The sequence below is a fragment of the Mucilaginibacter frigoritolerans genome (assembly GCF_007830615.1).
In the GTDB taxonomy this organism is placed as follows: domain Bacteria; phylum Bacteroidota; class Bacteroidia; order Sphingobacteriales; family Sphingobacteriaceae; genus Mucilaginibacter; species Mucilaginibacter frigoritolerans.
Genome location: NZ_VLLI01000004.1, coordinates 291949 through 314419 on the forward strand (window position 1 = coordinate 291949; position 22471 = coordinate 314419).

Here is a 22471-nt window from a genome sequence, read left to right on the forward strand (position 1 = left end):
TTTATTAAATGATTTAATTTTCTTCAAGTACTGGTGCGTCTTTAATTTTATCCAGTACAGATGTTGGCAGATAGGGCCGTCCTCCGGTTGCAGGCACGCAGGTTCCGGTAAATACGGCTTTGGTCATTACCTTATTGTTGAAAATGATAGACTGCTTAAAATGCAGCTTAGGTAAACCTGCTTTATCTTTATATAAAGTACAGGTAACCGAAAATTCATCCCCTCTTTTTAACGATCTTAAAAAGCTGATGCTATAATTGGATAATACCATATAAACACCATTTTTAGCTTCAATCTCAAAGTCAAAACTCAGCACTTCGCGGATATAATCGTGCCGGCAGTATTCCATATAAAAAGGATAGTATAAGCCATCCATTATTTCCTGCACGTCTATGTGTTCGTTTTTTACTGTATAAGTTTTAGTGTATTCCATTGTGTATGATGTATTGTTTCAAGTAACTGTTGTTGTATTTAACGGTCGCCAAAGATTAAGATTATAATGGAATAAATATTGTTGTTTATCTGTAATTTTTATGTTAACCAGATATGAGGAATGCTTATTTCACAAATTTGTTTTCGTGAGCGCGGACGCTCGCTATTATGTGCATTCAAGTGTAGACCCTTGAACGGGCGGAGTTGTCACAACAAATCCAGAACTGCACTAATCATCCAACCCTTTTCCACCCAGAATTTGCGGAATATATTTTTCAATCCTGGCTTCGCGGGTTTTGGATTGCTTGGGTTGAGAAAAATGAAGTAAGTATCCCCGTTGTCTTCCTGGTGTTAATGCCTCAAAAGCGGCTTTCAAGGTTGGAATGGCATTTAGTTTACTTTGAAATTCTTCAGGAATAATAATTTCTTTTTTTAATTCCAATTTTACACCGGCTTTTTCAACTTCAATGGCTTCATAAATATAGGCTTTCAGGATAGGCTCCAATGTTGTTATTTCTTTCACAGAGGTAAACTTAATCCAGCGTCCTGCCTGTGTATGCTCGCCGGGCTTAATCAAAATACTATAGGCATCTTCTAACAGGGCCCCTTTAAAAAAGCTAATTGCGCAACTTTCTTTTAATCCATTTATACCAACAATATTGCTTTGCCGAAAAGTATAAACAGGAGCCGCCCACTTTAATTCTTCTGTTAGTCCGCAATCGAGACAGATCCTTCTCAACTTATCCAGTTCGGCCTGCCACTTTTCGGCATTGCTTAAAAATTCATCAACCTTAGGATTCACGGTATTCTTTTAAACACTTTGTCCAAAGGTCAGCAAATTACTGTCTGGGTCAAGCAAAGCAAACTCTCTTTGTCCCCATGGTTTGGTTTGCAAATGCCCTGCTGGATGTATGGTTATATTTTTGTTCGATATGGATTGGTATAATTCATCAATATCATTTGTACGAATATAAACTTGCCCATAGTTCTCTTTTGGATTGAGTTCTTTAAACTCAAAAAAATGAATTTGAATATTGTCTTTTTGAACCATCAGGTATCCGTCATAGTCGTTGCCGAATTGCTGAAATCCCAATTTGTTCAGATAAAATTCTTTGGTAAGTGCTTTATCACGCATGGGTAATTTGGGATTGATGTTAATAAGCATATTCTTTTTAAATTATGTATCAAATCAAATAGTTGCCAATAAAAATCCAGAACTGCACTAATCATCCAATCCTTTTCCACCCAAAATTTGCGGAATATATTTTTCAACTCTTGCTTCGCGGGTTTTGGATTGTTTTGGTTGAGAAAAATGAAACAAATATCCGCGCTGCCTGCCCGGCGTTAATGCTTCAAAAGCGGTTTTAAGTGCGGGGATATGATCCAGTTTATATTGAAATTCGGCGGGAACCGAAAAATCTTCGGTCTTTTTAAGTTCCACTTTTAAGCCTGCTTTTTCTACTTCAATGGCCTCATAAATATAAGCTTTCAATGTGGACTCCAAATCCATTATTTCCCGGAGGTTGGCGAACCGGATCTGCCGGGCCGACTGCACATTTTCGGTTTGCTGAATCAGGATGCCATGTATATCACTTAACAAAGCGCCTTTAAAAAACAGGAATGCGCAATACTCTTTAAAGCCGTGTATTAAAACAATGTTTTGCTTGTTCAATACATAACATGGGCAACCCCATTTTAGTTCTTCTGTAAGGCCGCAGTCGAGAGCTATCATTCGCAATTTCTCATACTCTTCCTGCCATTGTTTGGCTTTATCAAAAAAGAAATTAACCTTTGGATTCATGGTGTTCTTTGTAATAGCTTGTTGTTTACACAACCGTAATTTATAAAATATTCGTGGCTTGCTTCAGCGATCTCCGGCAAGCCACGAATTTACTTTTTACATGATATAGTTAAATTTCAACTACCACTCCTGTTTAACAATATTGAACATCCAGCGGATGCCAAAGCGGTCTTTACAAGTACCCCAGTATCCCCAGAATTCGTCGTGTGGTGCCACACTGTCCGCTCCGCCTTCCGATAGCTTGTTGTACAAGCTGTCGGCCTCTTCTTTGGTATCGGGACTCAAATTGATAGTGAAATTGTTGCCTTCTACCAGTTTTTGGCCCATACTTTCCAGCATATCCGTTCCCATTATTTGGATGCCGCTAAGTATAGGCAATGCCACATGCGCTACTTTGTTTTGATCAGCTTCTGGTAGCTCCGGTGCGCCGGGCTGTCGCGGTGCATCCTTGAACCGCATTATCGGATTGGAAAACGCTGTTCCAAAAGTTTTTTTGTAATGGTTAAATGCTTCCTCGGCATTACCATTAAAGTTTAAATAAATTGATACGCTTGCCATGGTTATGTTGTTTTTATAATTGGTTTTTTTTGACTTTTGTTTAACGCCGCTAATAATTTTTATTCATTGACGGTGCTGATTTTTCTATCCGCGGGCCTTAAATACCATGATAATACGGTAAAAATGGCCAGCACAACTGGGGCTATTATCTGTACAGAAATATCATTACTGGCAATATGCGAAATTACCGCACCGGTCATGGTGAAAAATATGCCTGCATAAGCCCATTCTTTAAGCAATTTAAACTTTGGTATCAATATCGCAATGATGCCCAATACCTTCCAAACGCCGATGATAGAGATAAAGTAAGTTGGGTACCCCAGGGGTTTAAAACCCTGCACCACTCCCTTTACCTGCAAGGCCTGCGCCAAGCCACCCGAAAAAATGCAAAAGGATAATATTGCGGTAATTATCCAATACCAAATTAGCTTTCTTTTTTCCATTTTATAATTATTTTAAGGTTTTTAATAGTTCTTCCATCCGGTTATGCGCCATGTTTATGCCATAGGCAAATGGCAGTTTCAGCAACTGGTCCCTTTGTGCAACCGACTCATATATCACGTGCATATTAATTTTGCTGGTGTCATCACTTAGCTTTTCAAACTCCGTTATCTCCAGCTGAACACCAAAAGGAGTATTGGCCATTTCAAATGTGCGGATTATCTTCTGGTTAGGAATAAACTCATGGATCACTCCGCTGGCTCGCATTGCAACATTTCCTTTTGCATCGGTTGTTTCAAACTCCCAGCTGCCATGTTTTTTACTCTCCAGTTTCAGTACTTTTGTGCCCATCCATTGCTCAACAAGTTCTGGTTCGGCATATGCTTTAAAAAGTAAGTCCAGCGGCAAATCAAACTCCCGGATAATCAATATATCGTGTTTGCCATCTTCGGCAGTAACCTTTGTTTTTCGTTCCATAATTTTATTTCCTGGTTTGATATTCTTTCATGATGCTTTCCAGTTTATTAAAGCGGTCATCCCACATATTGCGAAAGGGTTCAATAAAGTCGGCTACTTCTTTCATCTTTTTTGCATTAATATGGTAGTGAATTTCTCTGCCGTTTTGTTTTTGTTCCAATAATTCGCACTCGGTAAGTATTTGCAGATGTTTGGAAACTGTCGGTCGGGCGGTATCAAAGTTTGAGGCTATTGCTCCTGCTGTAAGAGATTGCGAAGCCACCAATAGCAATATGGCCCTTCGGGTAGGGTCGGCTAAGGCTTGAAATACGTCTCGTCTTAAATTCATTATGTAGTTATTTGACTACAAATATAAATGTAGTTATTTAACTACGCAATTTTTTTTTCACATATTTTATCTTATATACCATAAAAAAAGCAGCCGTGTTAAACAGCTGCTTTTAATTAAATTTTGCGCTTAAACTTTTTTAAACCTGTATACCGCTTAGCTGTATTTCAGAATTAGTTAATTCCTGTATCCAGTTTTGCAAAATCTGGGTGGTGGTATCAGTTGGTGCGGTAAATAAGGCCTTGTAATAGTTAATGCCTTCCTGTAATTGTATTTTAAATTTTGATAGTTGTTTTTTCTTTTTCTCATTCAAATCCCTCAACTGCGCTTGCAGATCTGTCTGCAAATAATTGATATACAGGTTAAGCTCCTTTATAAACATATGGGGCCGTTTTATCTTGTCAAGCAAGTCGGTTGTTCCATAAATATGCTTCACCATTTCATCTAATGAATAGCTCCTGGAAAAATAGGCCAGGTTAGGACCGGGGCAAATGGCTACTGCTTTATTTTCCCTGGGTTTCAGCAAATCATATTTCAGGTAGGCTGATGCACAAAGACCCTCGCACAGGCATATTTTTTCTGTTATTTCCTGGTACTGGGTTTGATAATCCGGTTCGGGAAGATCAAGTGTTTGTAATTGCTTGATTTTTAAATGCTGGTATTCGCGCGAAGCGATACAGATGGGCTGTTCCGTAAATTCTGTATTGGTGCACAGGTACTTCTTGGTACAGGGGCTGCCGGGCCGATTATGTTCCAATCGTTTTAAACGCTGGGCCTCCGCTGTGCTATTTTTAAAGTTATTAAAAAGGATACCCAATGGCGAAGAGCCGCTCAGGTAAAAGTCATCTTCTCTGGCATTTTCCAATTGTAAAAGCGTGCTCTTATCAACATTGGTAACCTCGGGTACCAGCAAAAAAGGGCTGCCCCAGCCGGTAGCATCAACCTGGTAGTGCTGCAGCAAAAACTCGTTTTCTGCGGCGGTACCTATTCCGCCCTGTACGCTCAGGTTTTGCTTTGGTGCCAAATCGCAAACAATTCCCTTTTCCTGTAATACTAGTTGTACGCTCTGAAAAAGTTCATCGCGCATTTCATTGCGCTTTTGTTTAAATTCTTCCAGTATCGGCCCTAAAAGGAAACCTTCCGTGGCAAAGGCGTGCCCACCGCAATTCAGCCCTGATTCTACCCGGAACTCGGATACCCAAAGTCCTTTTTTTGCCAGAAACTTAGCCTGGATATAAGCAGAACGGAAATCACTTACTTTTAAAATAATTCTTTTCCTGATATGCCCCTTCCTGTCGGGAAAGAAATCATTAAATGATTCCAGGTAGCTGTAAAGTCTGGGGTTCATGCCGGCAGATAAAATAACTGCCGATTCAAGTTTGCTTTCTGCAAATCCGCGCAATGCCGCCAACGCATCGGTATATTGATCACCAATGGATAGCCCTTCAGCGTCATAGTTCATCTTATCTACTTTAGCCATGATGTTAACATCAATGGAGCCTTTGGTCATTTCGCTCTTAAGCAGGTCCTGAAATAACTGTTTTTGGCTATCATCGGGATAATCCATCATCAAATCGTAACCTTGTTTCAGTCTTGTATTTTCAGGCAGCAACTCAAAATATCGGCAAAGGTCATTCCCTGCTTCAAAAGGCAGTTGTTTTAATTGCTGAAACTGTTGGTCAACTAACCTGGCAACCATGTTAAGGTAAGCTGTGATGCGTTTTGCCCGGAAATCTGGCTCATTCTTTAATATTGGTATATAGTCCTCATGGTTTAGTTGGGCATGATATTCACGCATCCTTTCTATAAGTTCATCATCAACAACAGACATTACGGACGAAATGCCATATCTGGCAACTTTTAGCGGTGTATCAATAGAATAGCCCAAGCCCAAAACCGGGATATGAAAAGTATGACTCATGGTATGTTTTAATTGATAGTTTTGATATAATTAATTGAGGGGTTCAGTTTTATTCAATATTCTTTTTCTTCATCATTTCATTTTCCATTTGAATAACTTTGGGGTACAGGATGTTGTTTTCAAGATGCAGGTGTAAGTAAACGTCATCTTCATACTCTTGCAGCATTTTATAGAGTATGCCATAACTATGTGGAACATACTGGGGCAACTGGTAATTATTTGTCAGGCTACGAAGCTCCCTGAAGTTTTCAGCAACCTTTTCATGTTCAGCCTCCATAAGGTAAATCAGGATAGAAACAGGACTGGCTTCTTTAATTATAGAGCCATTTTTATAAGCATTATTTAATGCAATGATGTACGGAAATACGCTTTGTTCTTCTTTAACCATGTTCTGCATCAGCAGGTTACTGGTGTACTCAAAAACTTCAGTTATCCGGATAATCTCCCTGTGTTTTTCAGCATAGGTTTTACATATTTTGTGTGAAAGCTCCTGAATAAAGGGCGTGTTATTTTTTAAATATAGATGATGCAGTTGTATCATATACTTACACATAAAGCCAATGTCCCAGCTTTGGAAATCCATGTCAGGCATACCTGACAGGGCAATTACGTTATTAAGTTGCTGTAATACTTCTTCTTCAACCAGTCCATGCTGTTTGCAGGCATCTGCAATAGTTAATTTACCACCGCAACTGAAATCAATTCCCAGGGTTTTAAAAACCGTGGCTTTACTATAATCCCGGGCAACTATTTCGCCAATCGTTTCTTCACTATCTGGTTCTTCCATTTAAAGTATTTGCCGGCAAAGCTAAGTACGGGGGGAGTCCCAATAAATGATGAAAATCACTTATTGAGCTTATGCTAATTATTATAATAGAAAGGTTTATAGATAATGGGTTACTTATAAATGGGCATGCCGATAAATATTTTAATGATAATACGCCAATAAACGCATTTGGCCCACATCAGGGCTGTTTGTGTGGAGGATAAGGCTGCTTAATTTGTTAAAAAATGATGTGGGTCACTTTTTTAACAAATTAAAATCATTCTACAGCAAAACTTTAACTGTCATTTTTGAACAAATTAAATTTTTAAGAAATGACAGAAGGAACAGCGCTGATAAAAACTACCTGCTATCATTGTGGCGACGAATGTCTGACCAATTCATTCAGCATTGATGATAAACAATTTTGCTGTAGTGGCTGCGAAAGCGTTTATCATATTTTAGCCGATTCTGGCCTATGCAATTACTATAGCTATAATGATCATCCCGGTGCAAACCGCGTTAGGGTTGATAAAAGGTTTGATTACCTGAGTGATCCAACTATTATAAACGCGCTGTTAGATTATGCTGATGATCGCATCTCCATTGTTAGTTTTTATATTCCGCATATTCATTGCAGTTCATGCCTTTGGTTGCTGGAACAGTTAAATCGCTTTAATCCGGCTGTTCATTATTCCAGAGTCGACTTTCTTAAAAAACAACTGGTAGTAAGGTTTGACCAAAACCAGATGAGTTTACAGCAATTGGTTGAGCAGCTTTACGATATAGGATATGAGCCGCTGATTAGCTTGCAGGATGTTATTAAAGAACAAAATAAAGCCGAAAAAGGCAACATCGTACAACGGATTGCTGTTGCCGGATTTTGCTTTGGTAATGTAATGCTATTGAGCTTTCCTGAATATTTCGGGCTCTCGTCGTACGAACAGAATTTCAAACATTTTTTCGGCTATCTTAATGTAGTGTTTTCCTTGCCGGTGGTGTTTTTCAGCGGGCGCGAATACTTTGTTTCTGCATGGAATAATTTAAGAAAACGCGTTCTTAATATTGATTTTCCGCTGGCACTGGGCATTGCAGTACTTTTTCTGCGTACCGTGGTTGAGATATTTACCCATACCGGAGCAGGCTTTGCAGATACACTTTGTGGCCTGGTGTTTTTTCTGCTAATAGGCAAGTTTGTTCAGCAAAAAACCTATCATCATATTTCCTTTGAACGAGACTACCGCTCTTTTTTTCCGGTGGCTGTAAACGTATTAGTTAACGATATTGAAAAGCCAGTTCCCTTATCTCAACTTCAAACTGGTCAAAGAATCATCATCCGCAATAATGAAATTATACCAGCCGATGCTATTTTATTAAAGGGCCAGGCAATGGTCGATTTTAGTTTTGTAACAGGTGAGTCGATCCCGGTTAACAAAACATTAGGAGAAGTAATTTACGCTGGCGGCCGACAAACCGGTGAGGCCATTGAACTGGAAGTGGTAAAATCTGTATCTCAAAGCTATCTTACCCAGCTATGGAACAATGAAGCTTTTACGAGGCAAAAGGACACCGGCGCCAAAACGTTTAACGAAAGGGTAAGTAAATATTTCATTATTGTATTGCTGGCTATTGCCTTTGGTTCGCTGCTCTTCTGGCTGCCCTTTAATGTGGGGCGCGGATTGGCTGCGTTTACTGCGGTATTAATAGTTGCCTGCCCTTGTGCGCTGGCATTAAGTACTCCCTTTACTATGGCTGCTGCGCTAAGCATTTTCGACAGAAACCTATTTTATTTAAAAAACGCCGGGGTGGTTGAACATATGGCAAGTGTTGATACCATAGTAATGGATAAAACCGGAACCATAACAAACGGAGATGCTAATTCCATTGAACAAAAAGGTGAGTTAACCCGCTTTCAGCGGCAATTGGTGTATGGCGCCTGCATAAATTCTATGCACCCTTTATCTCGGATGATATGTGAGTATTTGGGGCCATTATCAAAACTTCCGGTAAAAAAATATGAAGAGATACCCGGTAAAGGCATTGTAGCAAGGATAGAAGATCATCAAATACTTATTGGCAGCAGGGAATTTGTTTTTAACGATGTTAATAAGGAATTTAAAACCACTGCCGTACATATTTTAATTGACGAAAAATACCTGGGGTACTTTTCTATTAAGCACCATTACAGGGACGGAATGCAGGACGTAGCCGCCCTTGATTCAATATATCAGCTTTATCTGCTGTCAGGCGATCATGATTATGAAAAAAATGATTTGGTACGGTTTTTTAAATCAGACAATCAAATGTATTTCAGCCAGTCCCCGCAGGATAAATTAGATTTCATACAATCCCTGCAACAGAAAGGTAACAGGGTAATGATGATTGGCGATGGACTTAATGATTCGGGTGCGTTAAAGCAAAGTGACCTTGGAATAGCCGTTACAGATAACGTAAATAATTTTTCGCCGGGAAGCGATGCCATTATGGATGGCAAGTCGTTTAAAAAACTACCATGTTTTCTGCGTTTCTCTAAGGATACGGTAAATATAATCCACTGTTCATTTGCTATCTCTTTAACATATAATCTGATCGGTTTAAGCTATGCGGTTAGCGGTAAGTTATCGCCATTGATAGCGGCTATTTTAATGCCTTTAAGTACAGTTACTATTATTTCATTCACCACGCTGGCAACTCATTTGGCAGCCAGAAAGCGAAAATTAATATGAGTATAATCTATTTTCTGATTGGTTGCAGCGTGCTGCTGGCGCTGATCTTTTTGGGCGCATTTTTTTGGGCCCAGCAAAGTGGACAGAACGATGATTTATACACACCCTCCATACGAATCCTGTTGGATGATAAAGAGTCGGAAGTGGATGAAAAATGATCTAAATCACTTTTGATGACAACTGTCATCATTCTGTCATTCAAATACCCTCAATAATTTTACATCGATAAACAAAGAACAATTTATGCAGCCTGAAAAATTTTACTATGACAACAAGATCGTCCGGAATTTCGGTATAGCTACCGTTATTTGGGGGATAGCAGGGATGACTATAGGTCTTTTGATAGCTATACAATTGTATTATCCGGGTGCTAATTTGCACAACCAGTATACTACATTTGGAAGGATCAGACCCTTACATACCAATGCGGTAATATTTGCATTTGTTGGTAACGCCATTTTTATGGGCGTTTATTATTCGTTGCAAAGGTTACTAAAAGCACGTATGTACAGCGATACCCTAAGCGCCATACACTTTTGGGGCTGGCAGCTTATAATAGTGAGTGCCCTTATTACTTTGCCACTGGGTATTACCACCTCGCACGAATATGCCGAACTGGAATGGCCAATTGATATTGCCATTACCGTTATATGGGTAGTGTTTGGCTGGAACATGTTTGGCACCATATTTAAACGCCGCGAAAGGCACCTTTATGTAGCTATATGGTTTTACATTGCCACATTTGTAACCATTGCAGTGCTGCACATTGTAAACTCTGTTGAAATACCGGTTACTTTCTGGAAAAGCTACATGGTTTATGCCGGTGTACAGGATGCCCTGGTGCAGTGGTGGTACGGGCACAATGCAGTAGCATTTTTCCTTACTACGCCTTATTTGGGTATGATGTATTACTTTTTGCCGAAAATGGCAAATCGGCCAATCTATTCGTACAAACTAAGTATACTACACTTTTGGGCGCTTATATTTATTTATATATGGGCTGGCCCGCACCATTTATTATATACCACATTACCAGGTTGGGCACAATCATTGGGTGTTGCTTTCTCTATCATGCTGATTGCTCCAAGCTGGGGTGGTATGATCAACGGTTTGTTAACGCTCCGTGGTGCATGGGATAAGGTGCGTGATGATGTTACGCTTAAATTTATGGTGGTTGGCTTAACGGCCTATGGTATGGCCACCTTTGAGGGGCCAATGCTGGCATTAAAACAGGTTAACGCCATAGCGCACTTTACTGATTGGATTATAGCACATGTACACATGGGTGCTTTAGGCTGGAACGGTTTCTTAACCTTTGCCATATTATACTGGTTAATACCACGTATTTACAATACGCAGCTATACTCCAAAAAACTGGCATCGTTCCATTTCTGGATTGGCACACTTGGTATCTTATTCTATGTGATACCTCTTTACTGGGCAGGTTTTACTCAGGGATTGATGTTGAAGGAATTTACTCCCGAAGGCATATTAAAATATAACTTTTTAGAAACCGTATTGCGCATTGTACCGATGTGGGTAACACGGTCATTAGGTGGAACCTTGTATTTAACAGGTGTAATAGTAATGGCTTATAACCTTACCCGCACAGCATTACAAGGTAAATTGGTGGCAAACGAAGCTGCACAGGCAATGCCGTTAGAGCCGGTGAGTACTATTGTTAGAGAAAACAGCTGGCACCGCAGGTTGGAACGCAGGCCTATACAATTTATGATGGTAGCATTGGTAGTTATCTTAATAGGATCATTTGTTGAGTTGATGCCTACATTAACCATATCATCAAACATTCCAACAATTGCCAGTGTAAAACCTTATACCCCGCTTGAATTACAGGGAAGAGACCTTTTTATAAGAGAAGGCTGCTTGGGTTGCCACTCGCAAACAGTACGACCGTTCCGGTCTGAAACGGAGCGTTATGGACAATACAGTAAAGCTGGCGAATTTGTTTATGACCACCCATTTCTTTGGGGATCAGAACGAAAAGGACCTGATTTGGCTCGTGTAGGTGGTAAATATCCTAATGCATGGCACTATAACCACCTGATGGATCCGCGCTTAATGTCGCCGGGAAGTATTATGCCTGATTATGATTGGCTGATAACCCAGAACCTGGATACCACCACTACCATAGCTAAGATAAATGCTATGCGCAAAATTGGTGTTCCATATCCGGCTGGTTATGAATACAAGGCCAACCACGATCTGGATGTACAGGCAAAAAGTATAGCAGTGGATCTGGCACAAAGCCATATAAAGGTTTCGAGCCGTAAGGAAATCATAGCCATTACAGCTTACCTGCAAAGATTGGGTCAGGATATTAAAGCAGATAAAACAACCTCTAATAATTAAGCACATGTTTGATCAATTTGTAAAAGATGTTTCGGGAAAAGAGATGTATCTGATTTTCTCGCTATGGATATTCCTGGTATTCTTCGTAGTAGTATCCTTCCTGTTATTTATCACTAAAAAGAAACACTTGGATCATATGAGTGCATTGCCTTTAGAGGATAGCACAATAGATTCAACACAAACCTTACAGCTATGAAATATTTACGTGCGATAGTATTAATTAGCTTATGCATGGGAATTACTCCAGCATTTGCCGAAGTTGATGATCACAACCTGCTGTCTCCCACTTTAGAAAACTATATCGGTTTTGGCGCCGTTGTGGCCATGCTGATACTGTTTATTGTGGTGATGCTGGTTTTGCTGAGTACTTTCAGGGTATTAACCAGGCTGGTATTAAAATCAGAAGGTTATACCAATGCCCAGATTGCTGCCGAAATGAACCCAGTTAAAGTAAAAAAGAGGCTAAGCCCAAAGGCGAGGTTTGGAATAAACTACTCGATTTAAGGCCGCTATCAGAAGAAAATGAGATTCTGATTCAGCATGATTATGACGGGATACAGGAATTGGATAACCCCATACCAGGTTGGTTTATGTACCTGTTTTATGCAACTATAGTTTTCGGGGTTTGTTATTTGCTTAATTACCATGTGTTTCATATCGGGCAGCTGCAATATGACGAATATAAAACCGAAATGGCTCAGGCAGATATCGCTAAAAAGTTATATCTAAGTAAAGCAGCTAATCAGGTAGATGAAAACACAGTTAAATTGGCGCATGATCCAGCAGTTATTGCTTCTGGAGCGGCTATATTCAAACAAAACTGTGTGGCCTGCCACGGCGATCATGCCCAAGGCGTAGTAGGCCCTAACCTCACAGACGACTACTGGCTGCATGGTGGTAAAGTTAACGACTTGTTTAAAACAGTTAAATACGGTGTATTAAGTAAAGGTATGCCAACCTGGGAAAAGGTTTTATCTCCCAAACAAATATCAGATGTAGTAAACTATGTAAAATCATTACATGGGTCAAATCCGCCTAACCCTAAAGCACCGCAAGGGGAAAAAGAAATAGACAGCAATGTATCATCAACGGTAAAAAAGGCCAATAGTAATAGCTAATTGGCTTAAAAAAAATGAATGGATTATTAGCGGCGAAAGAGAATGGTGAACGGAAATGGATGTATCCTTCAATCCGTAAAGGTGTTTACTATAAGTGGCGAAGCTGGCTGAGCTACGTTTACCTGGTGTTGTTTTTTAGTGGGCCATTTATCCGCATAAACGGCCAGCCAATGCTGATGCTGAATGTAATTGACAGACAGTTTGTATTGCTTGGACAGGTGTTTTGGCCACAGGATATTTTCATATTCATGATAGCCTCGCTGGTATTTGTAGTATGCATAGTGCTTTTTACCATTGCCTTTGGCCGTATATTTTGTGGCTTGATATGCCCTCAAACCATATTTATGGAAATGGTTTTCCGTAAAATAGAAATATGGATTGAAGGTAATGCCAATCAACGTAAAAAACTGGATGCTGGCCCCTGGGACAACAATAAGATATGGAAAAAAGTGCTCAAGCATTTTTTATTCATCATTATATCTTTTTTAATAGCCAATACTTTTTTGGCCTACATTATTGGTAGCGAAAGTTTAGTAAAAATAATAGTTGAGCCGGTAAACCTGCATTGGGTAGGTTTCTTCAGTATCTGGGTTTTTACCATTGTGTTTTACCTGGTTTACAGCCAGGTGCGTGAGCTGGTTTGCACCGTAATTTGCCCCTATGGCAGGCTGCAGGGCGTGTTAACAGATGAGCATACACTAGTTGTTGCCTATAACGATGTACGGGGCGAGCCTCGCGGTAAGCTGGATAAAACCGGCTTGTTGCAAAAGGGCGATTGTGTTGATTGTAGTTTGTGCGTGGCCGTTTGCCCAACAGGTATCGACATTAGAAAGGGCACACAGATGGAATGCACCAACTGCACAGCCTGCATTGATGCCTGCGATGAAGTAATGGACAAAATTAATAAGCCGCGTAACCTGATTGGCTATTTTTCGGAAGATATGATCCGCGCCAAAAAGAAACCAACTTTTAATATAAGGATGGCTGGATATAGTGGGGTTATACTTATACTGCTGGTAGTATTATCCTATTTTATTTTTAGCCGGAAGGATATGGATATAACAGTGATGCGCGGTGCTGGTATGTTATACCAGGAGCAGCCGAATGGTTACATCAGTAACATTTATAATGCTGATATAACCAATAAAGCCAACAGCAGCAGATCGGTTACTTTAAAGCCGGAAGATCCGGATGTGAAAATAAAATACATACAGGCGCCGGGGGTAGTGGCTAAGGGCAGTGACGTAAAAACAGTGTTCTTTGTTTTTATCCCGGCCAATAAGCTACAGTCGTTAAAGACTGATGTGCGCTTGCAGCTTATATCAGGCAACAAAATTATCCAAACCGTAACTACAACGTTTGTAGGACCAGTAAACAATTAAAATCATGAATTGGGGAAAAGCAACAGTAGCTATCTTATTAGTATTTGTATTATTTATTTGTGGTATGGGGTATTTTATGTTCAAGGCCCCTGCGGATGATTATGATCATCAGTATTATGAGGACGGCCTTAATTTTGACCATGATTACAGTCGCGAAATGCAAGTAACCAGAGACCATGCAGAACCGTCAATAGTAATGGATACCTGCTGTATCAGATTTATATTTCCACAGATAATAAAAGGGCAGGTGAATTTCATGCGGCCCTCAAGCGATGCTAAAGACGCTTTATTTCCGCTTGATAACAAGGGCGGTAAGGCTATTGAAATTATTACCAAAAACATGGCCAGGGGTAAATGGCAGTTAGTATTCAATTGGAAAAGCGGTAATAAGGATTATTTGTACCAGAAAGAGGTTTATGTAAGATGAACAGTAACACAATTGCATTTTTTATAGGGCTGTTTGGCAGTATTCATTGCATAGGCATGTGCGGTCCGCTCGCATTTGCTGTTCCTGTTTTTGAAAATAAATGGTGGCTTATATTAATTGATAAAACGCTCTACAATTTTGGCCGCATTATTACCTATTCTTTGTTAGGGTTATTGATTGGACTCATTGGTAGGCAGCTGTGGGTTTATGGTTTTCAGCAAGGTATAAGCGTGGCCAGTGGCCTATTTATTATTATGGCAGGCTTTTCAAGGCTTTTTAAGATAAAATTATCCCGGGCAAAAATGTTCCCGGCAATATTTGCCCCGGTAAATAAACTATTAAGCTATGCACTGACACATCGTGGGGGCCATTTTGTTATAGGACTAATAAACGGTCTTTTACCCTGCGGTTTTGTTTACCTGGCAATGGCAGGAGCCATTAATACCCCAAACCCCATAAGCGCAGCACAATATATGCTGTTTTTTGGCTTAGGTACTTTTCCGCTTATGTTATTGGCTACGGTTAGCTCGGGCTTTGCCGGTCCGGTATTCAGGCGGCGTATAAATAGGGTAATGCCTTACCTTATGGTTTGCCTGGGCTTTTGGTTTATACTACGGGGATTAAATTTAAATATCCCGTATCTTAGTCCTGCTAAACAAACATCAGGAATAAGTAACTGCCGCTAAAATGCTCAGACATCTTGGTACTAAACGAACCAACAAGCATAACATAAAACTGGCTTCGTTGCTCGGTTTAACCGCTGGTTTTGTAAATGCTGCAGGTTTTTTAGCTTTTTCGGTACTTACAACAAACGTTACGGGCCATGCCGCCCTGTTTGCCGAAAGAATTGCCCAGCAGGATTGGAAAACAGCCCGCGTAGTGGCGCTATGGATGTGTCTGTTTTTAGCGGGCGCATTTGTTTCAAGTCTTATTATTTCAAGAATCGGTAAAAATCAACGATTTTCATACGTTATTCCCATCTTAATCGAAATTGCCATATTAACTTCTGTAGCTGGTTTTGGCTATAAGTACAATGGTTCGCTTGTAGCTAAAGAGGTATTTGCTGGCAGTTTGTTGTTTGCCATGGGTTTACAAAACTCGCTGGTGTCAATGATATCAGGCTCAGTAGTACGAACAACTCACCTTACCGGTACTTTTACTGATTTGGGTATTGAACTTGGACAAATTTTTCAAAAAAACCAGGACAAGCGCATATTGTACTCCAAAATAAAACTGCGCTCAACCATTATATTTTTCTTTATGACAGGGGCATTAGCTGGTGCATACATGTTTAGGTATCTTAATTTTTACTCGTTTTTTATCCCCGTTGTTTTATTAATTTTTGCCCTTTTAGGCGACATCTTCCGTATCAGGATACAGCATTATTACAGGATACTTAGCCACAGAATGCCTTAAATCACTTTTTTGAAGGTATAAGATCATGGATGGCTTAGCGTATTAGTGGCATTTTTGATAATAAAAATTTATCAATCATGGAGACTACATTAAACGCTCAAATCAATTGGATCGAAAAGACTAAAGCACAATTAAAAGCTGATCAGCCTGAAAATAAACTGACTACATTTATTAATAGCCAGGAAAAAAATACAACTGCCTGGTTCTTAATTTCTATGATGGTTCAGGGAGTGTTTTTCCTGCCTATGCCCGCAGTGCTTATATACAGTTTTAATGCACCGGCCTATATTTTGATTTTTACACTGGGTTTGTTTTTTGCCAATATTATTGCCGGTATGAGTAATGCAGGCGTAAAAACTATCATATATCTGTTTGCTGCAGGCGTTGCAGTAAACTTGTTGATGCTTGCCATTTTTGCGCTTTAAACCTTATTTTAAAGCCTTAACATTTATTAATATGCCGTGTTGGATGATTAAAAACCAACACGGAAAATATATTCCATCATATCGGATATAGTAATGAGTTTCAGAACCCATTGCTATATCCAATAATTGAATTATAGTTTATCCTGCCGCATTCTCCTGATCCGATTCATCTGCTGGCTCCCAAAGCTCGATAATGTTCCCTTCCGGATCCAGTATATGAACGAATTTTCCATAGTCATACTCTGCAATCTCATCAACAATGGTCACGTTGTCCTTTTTTAGTTCTTCTACCAGTGCCAGGAGATTCTCCACCCGGTAATTAATCATAAATGGTTTAGTCGATGGGTTGAAATATTTGGTATCCTGCGGAAACGTGCACCAGGATGTGGATCCTTTTATAGACGGATTCTCGTCCTCCCGCCACTCAAACGTTACGCCGTATTCACCGGTTGGCAATCCAAGGTTTTTGGTGTACCATTCGTTCATGCTTTTCGGATTATCGCATTTAAAAAATACGCCGCCCAGGCCCGTTACTTTTTTCATGTTTGAAAGTGTTGTATGATTAAAAATTGATATAAAAATGGAAAAGGATTTGTGTATTATATTGATGCTAAATGTTTCTTTATGCACAATCTTTTGAGCAATTTCCATCAATTTTTGGACATTACCAAATCTGTTTTAAAATCTTGTATTAATGATGATGGTGATTTAATTTTTATTCGCGAAAATCAAAAAATGTCTGATTGTTAAATGATTATGCTGTAAGCAAGCGCTCAGTTTATCAGTACCCATTGAAAATAATAAACCGCTAAAGCATCTTAAATATACTTTAGCGGTTTAACACGTTATTGATAAAATTTACTTGGTATTTTTTATATGGCCATACTGAATAATTGTGTGGTTGGTTTATCGGCCCATAAACGTGCGTCAAGGCACAGGCATATATTTCTGAGAAAACGTTTGCCGTCTGGCTTAACTTGCACGCCTTCCGTACTAAGCTCAATCAATCCGTCATTCTCCAGTTCCTGCAACCTTATCAATCCGTCAAACAGGGCTTCTAGATGCCCTTCTGTGCTACGCCATAAAGTATGCCCCTTGCACATAATATCCAGTATATGCCTGCGCAAAATAAGGTCCTCTTCACTCAGCAGGTGCCCCTTCATTACCGGTAACTCACCCGCACTGGTCAGTGCTAAATATTCTTCTACCGTTTTTACATTTTGTGCAAAGCCATACCATGAATCACTGATAGAGGAAACACCAAGGCCAATCATCAGTTGGGTATGTTGTTGGGTATAACCCATAAAATTACGGTGCAGGTTTCCTGACTGTTCTGCTTCCAGCAGCACATCGCCCGGCAGGGCAAAATGATCCATACCTATTTCCTGGTAGCCATAAGTGGTAAGCAGGCTCCTGCCTATCTCATGCAGCCTTCCCTTCATTTCCGGATCGGGAAGATCATCTTCTGTAAACCTGCGTTGTCCGGGCTTTAACCAGGGCACATGGGCATAGCTGTAAAAGGCAATCCTATCTGGTCTTAAGCCACTTACAATTTTCATGGTATTAATAAGGCCATCAAGGGTTTGCAGCGGTAGTCCGTAAATCAGGTCATAATTTACGGAGGTATAACCAATTCTGCGGGCTTGCAAGGTAACAGTCTGCACCTGATCAAAGGTTTGATGCCGGTTGATGATGAATTGCACCTTGGGATCAAAATCCTGTATGCCAAGACTCAGCCTCCTAAAACCCAGGTCAAACAAAACCTGCAAATGATCTACAGTAGTGTTGGCGGGGTGAGCCTCAAAACTAAATTCCGCATGTTCGTGAATGTGCACGCCTTCCAGTAATCCATTTATCAGTTTATGGAGGTTATTTGCACTAAAAAACGTTGGTGTGCCACCCCCCAAATGTATTTCGCGGATAACCGGCCTGTCTTCAAAAATGTTGCGGTATTGCTGCCATTCTTTTAGTACTGCTGCAATATAAGGTTCTTCTACCCGGTGGTTTTTGGTGATCCGGGTATTACAACCGCAGTAGGTACAAAGGTTTTCGCAAAATGGCAGGTGTATATATAAACTTATCCCTTCTTTGTCATTGCTTTCCTTAAAGGCCAGCTTCACCGATTTTGTCCATTGATCAGTGTCAAACGATGCCGTATCCCAATAGGGCATGGTTGGATAACTGGTATAGCGGGGCACCGCTACATTATATTTGGTTGTTAAATAATCAGGGCGCATTTTATAAGGTTTAGTTTTTTCGTGATAATATGGTTTTGCAGTCTTTTGCGCAGGCACAATCTTCGCCTAAGCATTTATTTTGCTGCCAAAAATCAAGGTTACTGATAGTTTGGACAGCAATTTCCTGTAAAGCATCAAGGGTTCGCGTCTGTAACAGGTCTGCTGAAATATGTGCAATCTTAATTCCATTAATTATTTTGGCTTCTCCTTTGGCTGTATCCATTTGGGCGGAACAGGTTACCATGTATTTTACACCCAGACTGGCCAGTTTTTCAATAATAGCAGTAGTCATATCACCATTTTCATAAACAATAACCGCGTCTTTTCCATCAGCGTAGTTAATTGTATCATAGCTTAATTGATTGGCAATCAGTGTGATGTCATGTTTTTTTTGATTGGCTTTTGCCAGGAATTCCCTCTCAAAAGGGTTTATATTGTAGGCTACCGCTTTCATTAGCTATATATTTATTCAACAAAAATATAGCTAATGAATGGGGCTGGTAATGAGCAGGGTCAGTTAGAAAAATGATTTGAATCAGTTTTTCATTTTAGAAAGGCGTGTGAGGTCCAGAATGGTAATGGTGCTGCCTTTTTTGTCAATCAGGCCCTCATCTTTAAAATCTGATAAGGTGCGGCTAACTGTTTCGGTGGCCATGCCTGCCATTGCTGCCAGGTCCTCACGGGTTATTTTAAAACTTTCATTGGTTTGCTGGCGCGATAAACGTACCATAGCCTCTGCCATTCTTTTTCTTACAGAATAATAGGCCAGTTGCATCAGTTGGTCCTCTTTTTCCTTGATGTTATTAGCCAGTAGTTTAATAAACTCCCTTGCAATTTCAGGATAAAGGTTAATCATTTGCTCCAGTTGGTCTTTGGGTATATGACATAGTACACAGTCTTCCAGAGCGGTGGCAGTGTCAGAATAAGGCTCGTTAGCAAGTAAGGCATTAATGCCCAGGTATTCATCTTCAGTATAAATACCGGTCATCAGCTCGCGGCCATCTTCAGCCAGTCTGATGGATTTAACTTTTCCGCTGATGATAAGATAAAGCCCGGTTCCTTTGTCACCATCGTAATAAATAACCTGGTTCTTTTTAAACTGCCGTCCTTTGCGTTCAAGAACAATTTTTTTCAATTCGGCAAGGCCATTGTTTTTACTTATCAGGTTATTTAACCTGTCAAGCGCTTTACTATAGAAATTTTGCTGTAGCTCTTTTTTCTTTAACCTGCTTTCAATGGCATTGAGCAGGTCCATATCGTCAAAAGGCTTGGTCAGGTAATCATCGGCACCCATTTCCATGCCTTTTCTCAAATCCACACGTTCTGCTTTTGCGGTTAAAAATATAAAAGGCGTGGCAGCGGTTTCCGGATTTTTATTCAGCATGTATAAAACACCGTAGCCATCCAGCTCAGGCATCATAATATCACATAAAACAATGTCGGGCAGGTTTTTGGTGGCAAGTTCAACGCCGGTTTTTCCATTATTGGCTTCAAATACCTGGTAGCCGGCAAGCTCAAGAATTTCAACCACGTTTTCGCGGATGTCATTATTATCTTCAATGATCAATACTTTTTTATTCATGATATTGGAAATGTAATGGTAAATATAGTTCCCTGGTTAATATTACTTTTAAATTTAATCTGTCCATTCATTAAACGGGCATATCTGGCTACAATATTTAACCCTAAACCAGTACCCGGAATATTGCCGGTATTATGTGCCCTGAAAAATGCTTCAAATAAATGTTTCTGGTCGGTATCCGGAATGCCTATGCCATTATCTTTAATGGTAATGATACAATCCTTGTTGGTTATCTCTGTTAAAAATTCAATAAAGGTATCCTCTCCCGAATATTTAATGGCATTGGTGATAAGGTTAATTACGCAGTTTTTCAGCAGGTTCTGATCAAGGTTAACAATACTGCTGATACCGGTATGCTGATACAGGATACTTTGATTTTGTTTGGCTACCATCTGCAATTCTTCTGTAATCTCTTCTGCTAGCTTCACGAGGTCAAACGGGGTACAGTTTACTTCCACCTTCCCCGCTTCCAGTTTTTCCAGCGAAAGGAAATCATTTAAGATTGCTGTAAGGTTGCCAACGGAGTTTTTTATCTTGGCCACATGCTTGCGGATATGGTCGTTATCATACGGTAATGCATATTTCTCTATTAACGAAGAAGATAGCTGAATGGCGCTTAAAGGCGTACGAAACTCGTGCGAAGCCATAGAAACGAACCTGCTTTTTAAATGACCCAGTTCCTTTTCTTTCTCCAGCGAAAAACTGACTTCTTCTTTTGCAAGCCGCAAGGCCTGTATCGTTTCTTTAAGTGAATGTGTACGCTTTTCAACTAATTCTTCCAGATGAGCAGCGTATTCCCGTAACTGTTCTTCTGCTTCCTTTTCTCTTGACAAGTCATGGATAAAACCGGTATAAATTTTCCTGTTGGCGAAAGATACCTGACTTACCCCAAGGCGGAAAGGAAAAGTGGTGCCGTCTGTTCTGAGTCCTGTTACTTCGCGCCCCATACCGATAATATGAGGAACGCCTGTTCGCTGATAGCGATGAATGTATTCATCGTGCTGTTGCCTGTCTGGCGGAGGCATTAAAACCGATATGTTTTTTCCGATAACCGCATCAGGTGTACATAAAAAAAGCTTACAGGCAGAAGGGTTTATAGATTCCACAATGCCATGTTCATCAATGGTAATGATGCCATCAATAGCATTATCAATTATAGCTTTTAAAAGTGCGGTGTTTTCCATAAACAGGTTCTATCTGCAATTGATAATCGTCACAATTATCAGCATTCAATATCGCATAAAAAATAATTGTTTTCACGTATAAATGTGATCATGGTCATTTTTTCTGCTTTACACATTAATTAGTCTTGCAATAAATGTAATTGTATCCGATGGTTTGTTTTTAAAGGATGGAAATATCGGCAACGGTTTAATCTCAACAGCAATTATTAAAATAAAAACGGATTCTCGAGTTAATATGCCTACAGCAATAAAAATGCCTGCCCGATCATTGCAATACTATGTTTTAGCAAAACGATGGTTGTCTGATCTTGAATTTTTTAAAATAGAAGCTGCTTATCTGCACCGTTTAATTGATAATTATAAGCAGCATTTGCTGGATATGGAACATCAGCAACAATTAACTGCAATAAAAGCAGACTTACTGAAGCTTGACGATGGGGAAACCAGAAGCCTGCTTTCTGAGCAGATTTGGCAATTGGAGCTAATGGCTGATGATATCATTGCTGAAGATGCTGAGTCTATTACGGCTACCCAGGTAAAATTGGAATGTTTTATGACCAACCTAACCAATGAATTCCGTTTGATAAAGCATCAACTATACAGGCTTTTGCTGGATGGAAGAAAGTAAGACCATAAAATAAATTAGTATTATCCCTTTCCCTTTAATTTACAATAGGTTTATAGTTTTTGAAGCCATGCGCTTATGAAATGCTATGCCATTGATCCTCATTGTTCAGGTTTTTAACAATGTTTAATTTCTTTTCCTTATCGTCGTGAAAACAATTTCACCATTAAATTCTTGTCTTTTTAAATAACCGGGGATATTTAAATGCATATCGGTCATAATGCACCTGCATTAATGATTTTTGTCATTTTTTTATCC

The 22471-nt window shown here is 39.7% G+C and carries 27 protein-coding genes; 12 read left to right on the forward strand and 15 right to left on the reverse strand.

The window, feature by feature from the left end; all coding sequences use genetic code 11:
• Positions 1-13: 13 nt before the first annotated feature.
• The 10 genes from JN11_RS08820 to JN11_RS08860 all read right to left on the reverse strand — a co-directional run bounded on the left by JN11_RS08820 (position 14) and on the right by JN11_RS08860 (position 6745).
• Positions 14-433, reverse strand: a complete 420-nt coding sequence (locus JN11_RS08820) for an acyl-CoA thioesterase (RefSeq protein ID WP_144911747.1) — start codon at positions 431-433, stop codon at positions 14-16.
• A gap of 228 nt (positions 434-661) precedes the next feature.
• Entirely contained in the window at positions 662-1234 is a 573-nt protein-coding gene (locus JN11_RS24635; protein WP_211360702.1) for a YdeI/OmpD-associated family protein, read from the reverse strand.
• A gap of 9 nt (positions 1235-1243) precedes the next feature.
• Positions 1244-1597, reverse strand: coding sequence for a bleomycin resistance protein (locus tag JN11_RS24640; protein WP_211360703.1), 354 nt, complete (start codon positions 1595-1597; stop codon positions 1244-1246).
• Between the two features lie 57 nt (positions 1598-1654).
• On the reverse strand, positions 1655-2233 hold the full coding sequence (locus JN11_RS08830) for a YdeI/OmpD-associated family protein (protein ID WP_211360704.1): 579 nt from the start codon (positions 2231-2233) through the stop codon (positions 1655-1657).
• Positions 2234-2353: 120 nt separating this feature from the next.
• The gene (locus JN11_RS08835; protein ID WP_144911749.1) at positions 2354-2791 is read right to left on the reverse strand and encodes a VOC family protein; all 438 of its coding nucleotides are present in this window, start codon (positions 2789-2791) and stop codon (positions 2354-2356) included.
• A 59-nt stretch (positions 2792-2850) separates the two neighbouring features.
• Entirely contained in the window at positions 2851-3234 is a 384-nt protein-coding gene (locus tag JN11_RS08840) for a DoxX family protein (RefSeq protein WP_144911751.1), read from the reverse strand.
• A 7-nt stretch (positions 3235-3241) separates the two neighbouring features.
• Entirely contained in the window at positions 3242-3709 is a 468-nt protein-coding gene (locus JN11_RS08845; protein WP_144911753.1) for an SRPBCC domain-containing protein, read from the reverse strand.
• A 4-nt stretch (positions 3710-3713) separates the two neighbouring features.
• Positions 3714-4037, reverse strand: coding sequence for an ArsR/SmtB family transcription factor (locus tag JN11_RS08850; RefSeq protein ID WP_144911754.1), 324 nt, complete (start codon positions 4035-4037; stop codon positions 3714-3716).
• Positions 4038-4176: 139 nt separating this feature from the next.
• Positions 4177-5958 (reverse strand): hypothetical protein, encoded by a 1782-nt coding sequence (locus tag JN11_RS08855; protein WP_144911756.1) that lies wholly within the window; start codon positions 5956-5958, stop codon positions 4177-4179.
• Between the two features lie 49 nt (positions 5959-6007).
• Complete coding sequence (locus JN11_RS08860) at positions 6008-6745, reverse strand: DUF542 domain-containing protein (protein WP_144911757.1); 738 nt, start codon at positions 6743-6745, stop codon at positions 6008-6010.
• Positions 6746-7056: 311 nt separating this feature from the next.
• On the opposite strand from JN11_RS08860, the gene JN11_RS08865 reads away from it, so the two are divergent.
• From JN11_RS08865 to JN11_RS08915, 11 genes are all read left to right on the forward strand, one after another.
• Positions 7057-9447 carry a heavy metal translocating P-type ATPase gene (locus JN11_RS08865; protein WP_144911759.1) on the forward strand — a complete coding sequence of 797 codons (2391 nt, stop codon included), beginning with the start codon at positions 7057-7059 and terminating at the stop codon, positions 9445-9447.
• A complete protein-coding gene (gene ccoS / locus JN11_RS08870) occupies positions 9444-9605 on the forward strand; it encodes a cbb3-type cytochrome oxidase assembly protein CcoS (RefSeq protein WP_144911760.1) in 162 nt (53 codons plus the stop codon). The genes JN11_RS08865 and ccoS overlap by 4 nt, the downstream gene beginning before the upstream one ends.
• Positions 9606-9690: 85 nt before the next feature.
• Positions 9691-11817, forward strand: coding sequence for a cytochrome-c oxidase, cbb3-type subunit I (gene ccoN / locus JN11_RS08875; protein ID WP_144911762.1), 2127 nt, complete (start codon positions 9691-9693; stop codon positions 11815-11817).
• 4 nt (positions 11818-11821) lie between these two features.
• Positions 11822-12013 (forward strand): hypothetical protein, encoded by a 192-nt coding sequence (locus JN11_RS08880; RefSeq protein WP_144911764.1) that lies wholly within the window; start codon positions 11822-11824, stop codon positions 12011-12013.
• Positions 12010-12321, forward strand: a complete 312-nt coding sequence (locus JN11_RS08885; protein ID WP_144911766.1) for a hypothetical protein — start codon at positions 12010-12012, stop codon at positions 12319-12321. Before JN11_RS08880 ends, JN11_RS08885 begins: the two co-directional genes overlap by 4 nt.
• Positions 12322-12380: 59 nt before the next feature.
• Positions 12381-12935: a c-type cytochrome gene (locus JN11_RS08890; RefSeq protein WP_246138970.1), complete on the forward strand. Its 555-nt coding sequence runs from the start codon at positions 12381-12383 to the stop codon at positions 12933-12935.
• Positions 12936-12949: 14 nt separating this feature from the next.
• The gene (ccoG, locus tag JN11_RS08895) at positions 12950-14317 is read left to right on the forward strand and encodes a cytochrome c oxidase accessory protein CcoG (RefSeq protein WP_144911770.1); all 1368 of its coding nucleotides are present in this window, start codon (positions 12950-12952) and stop codon (positions 14315-14317) included.
• Between the two features lie 4 nt (positions 14318-14321).
• Positions 14322-14744: a FixH family protein gene (locus JN11_RS08900; RefSeq protein WP_144911772.1), complete on the forward strand. Its 423-nt coding sequence runs from the start codon at positions 14322-14324 to the stop codon at positions 14742-14744.
• On the forward strand, positions 14741-15430 hold the full coding sequence (locus JN11_RS08905; protein ID WP_144911774.1) for a sulfite exporter TauE/SafE family protein: 690 nt from the start codon (positions 14741-14743) through the stop codon (positions 15428-15430). The genes JN11_RS08900 and JN11_RS08905 overlap by 4 nt, the downstream gene beginning before the upstream one ends.
• A 1-nt stretch (position 15431) precedes the next feature.
• The gene (locus JN11_RS08910; protein ID WP_144911776.1) at positions 15432-16160 is read left to right on the forward strand and encodes a YoaK family protein; all 729 of its coding nucleotides are present in this window, start codon (positions 15432-15434) and stop codon (positions 16158-16160) included.
• 77 nt (positions 16161-16237) lie between these two features.
• Positions 16238-16585: a hypothetical protein gene (locus JN11_RS08915; RefSeq protein ID WP_144911778.1), complete on the forward strand. Its 348-nt coding sequence runs from the start codon at positions 16238-16240 to the stop codon at positions 16583-16585.
• Between the two features lie 138 nt (positions 16586-16723).
• Here JN11_RS08915 and JN11_RS08920 read toward each other — a convergent pair whose 3' ends face one another.
• The 5 genes from JN11_RS08920 to JN11_RS08940 form a co-directional block, all read right to left on the reverse strand.
• The gene (locus JN11_RS08920; RefSeq protein ID WP_144911780.1) at positions 16724-17128 is read right to left on the reverse strand and encodes a VOC family protein; all 405 of its coding nucleotides are present in this window, start codon (positions 17126-17128) and stop codon (positions 16724-16726) included.
• A gap of 329 nt (positions 17129-17457) precedes the next feature.
• Complete coding sequence (gene hemN / locus JN11_RS08925; protein ID WP_144911781.1) at positions 17458-18822, reverse strand: oxygen-independent coproporphyrinogen III oxidase; 1365 nt, start codon at positions 18820-18822, stop codon at positions 17458-17460.
• A gap of 10 nt (positions 18823-18832) precedes the next feature.
• Positions 18833-19276: a Rossmann-fold NAD(P)-binding domain-containing protein gene (locus tag JN11_RS08930; RefSeq protein ID WP_144911783.1), complete on the reverse strand. Its 444-nt coding sequence runs from the start codon at positions 19274-19276 to the stop codon at positions 18833-18835.
• 81 nt (positions 19277-19357) lie between these two features.
• Positions 19358-20404, reverse strand: a complete 1047-nt coding sequence (locus tag JN11_RS08935) for a response regulator (RefSeq protein ID WP_144911785.1) — start codon at positions 20402-20404, stop codon at positions 19358-19360.
• A complete protein-coding gene (locus JN11_RS08940; RefSeq protein WP_144911787.1) occupies positions 20401-21588 on the reverse strand; it encodes a PAS domain-containing sensor histidine kinase in 1188 nt (395 codons plus the stop codon). The genes JN11_RS08935 and JN11_RS08940 overlap by 4 nt, the downstream gene beginning before the upstream one ends.
• Positions 21589-21823: 235 nt before the next feature.
• Here JN11_RS08940 and JN11_RS08945 point away from each other — a divergent pair, with 235 nt between their 5' ends.
• The gene (locus tag JN11_RS08945; protein ID WP_144911789.1) at positions 21824-22216 is read left to right on the forward strand and encodes a hypothetical protein; all 393 of its coding nucleotides are present in this window, start codon (positions 21824-21826) and stop codon (positions 22214-22216) included.
• The last annotated feature ends 255 nt before the right edge of the window (positions 22217-22471 follow it).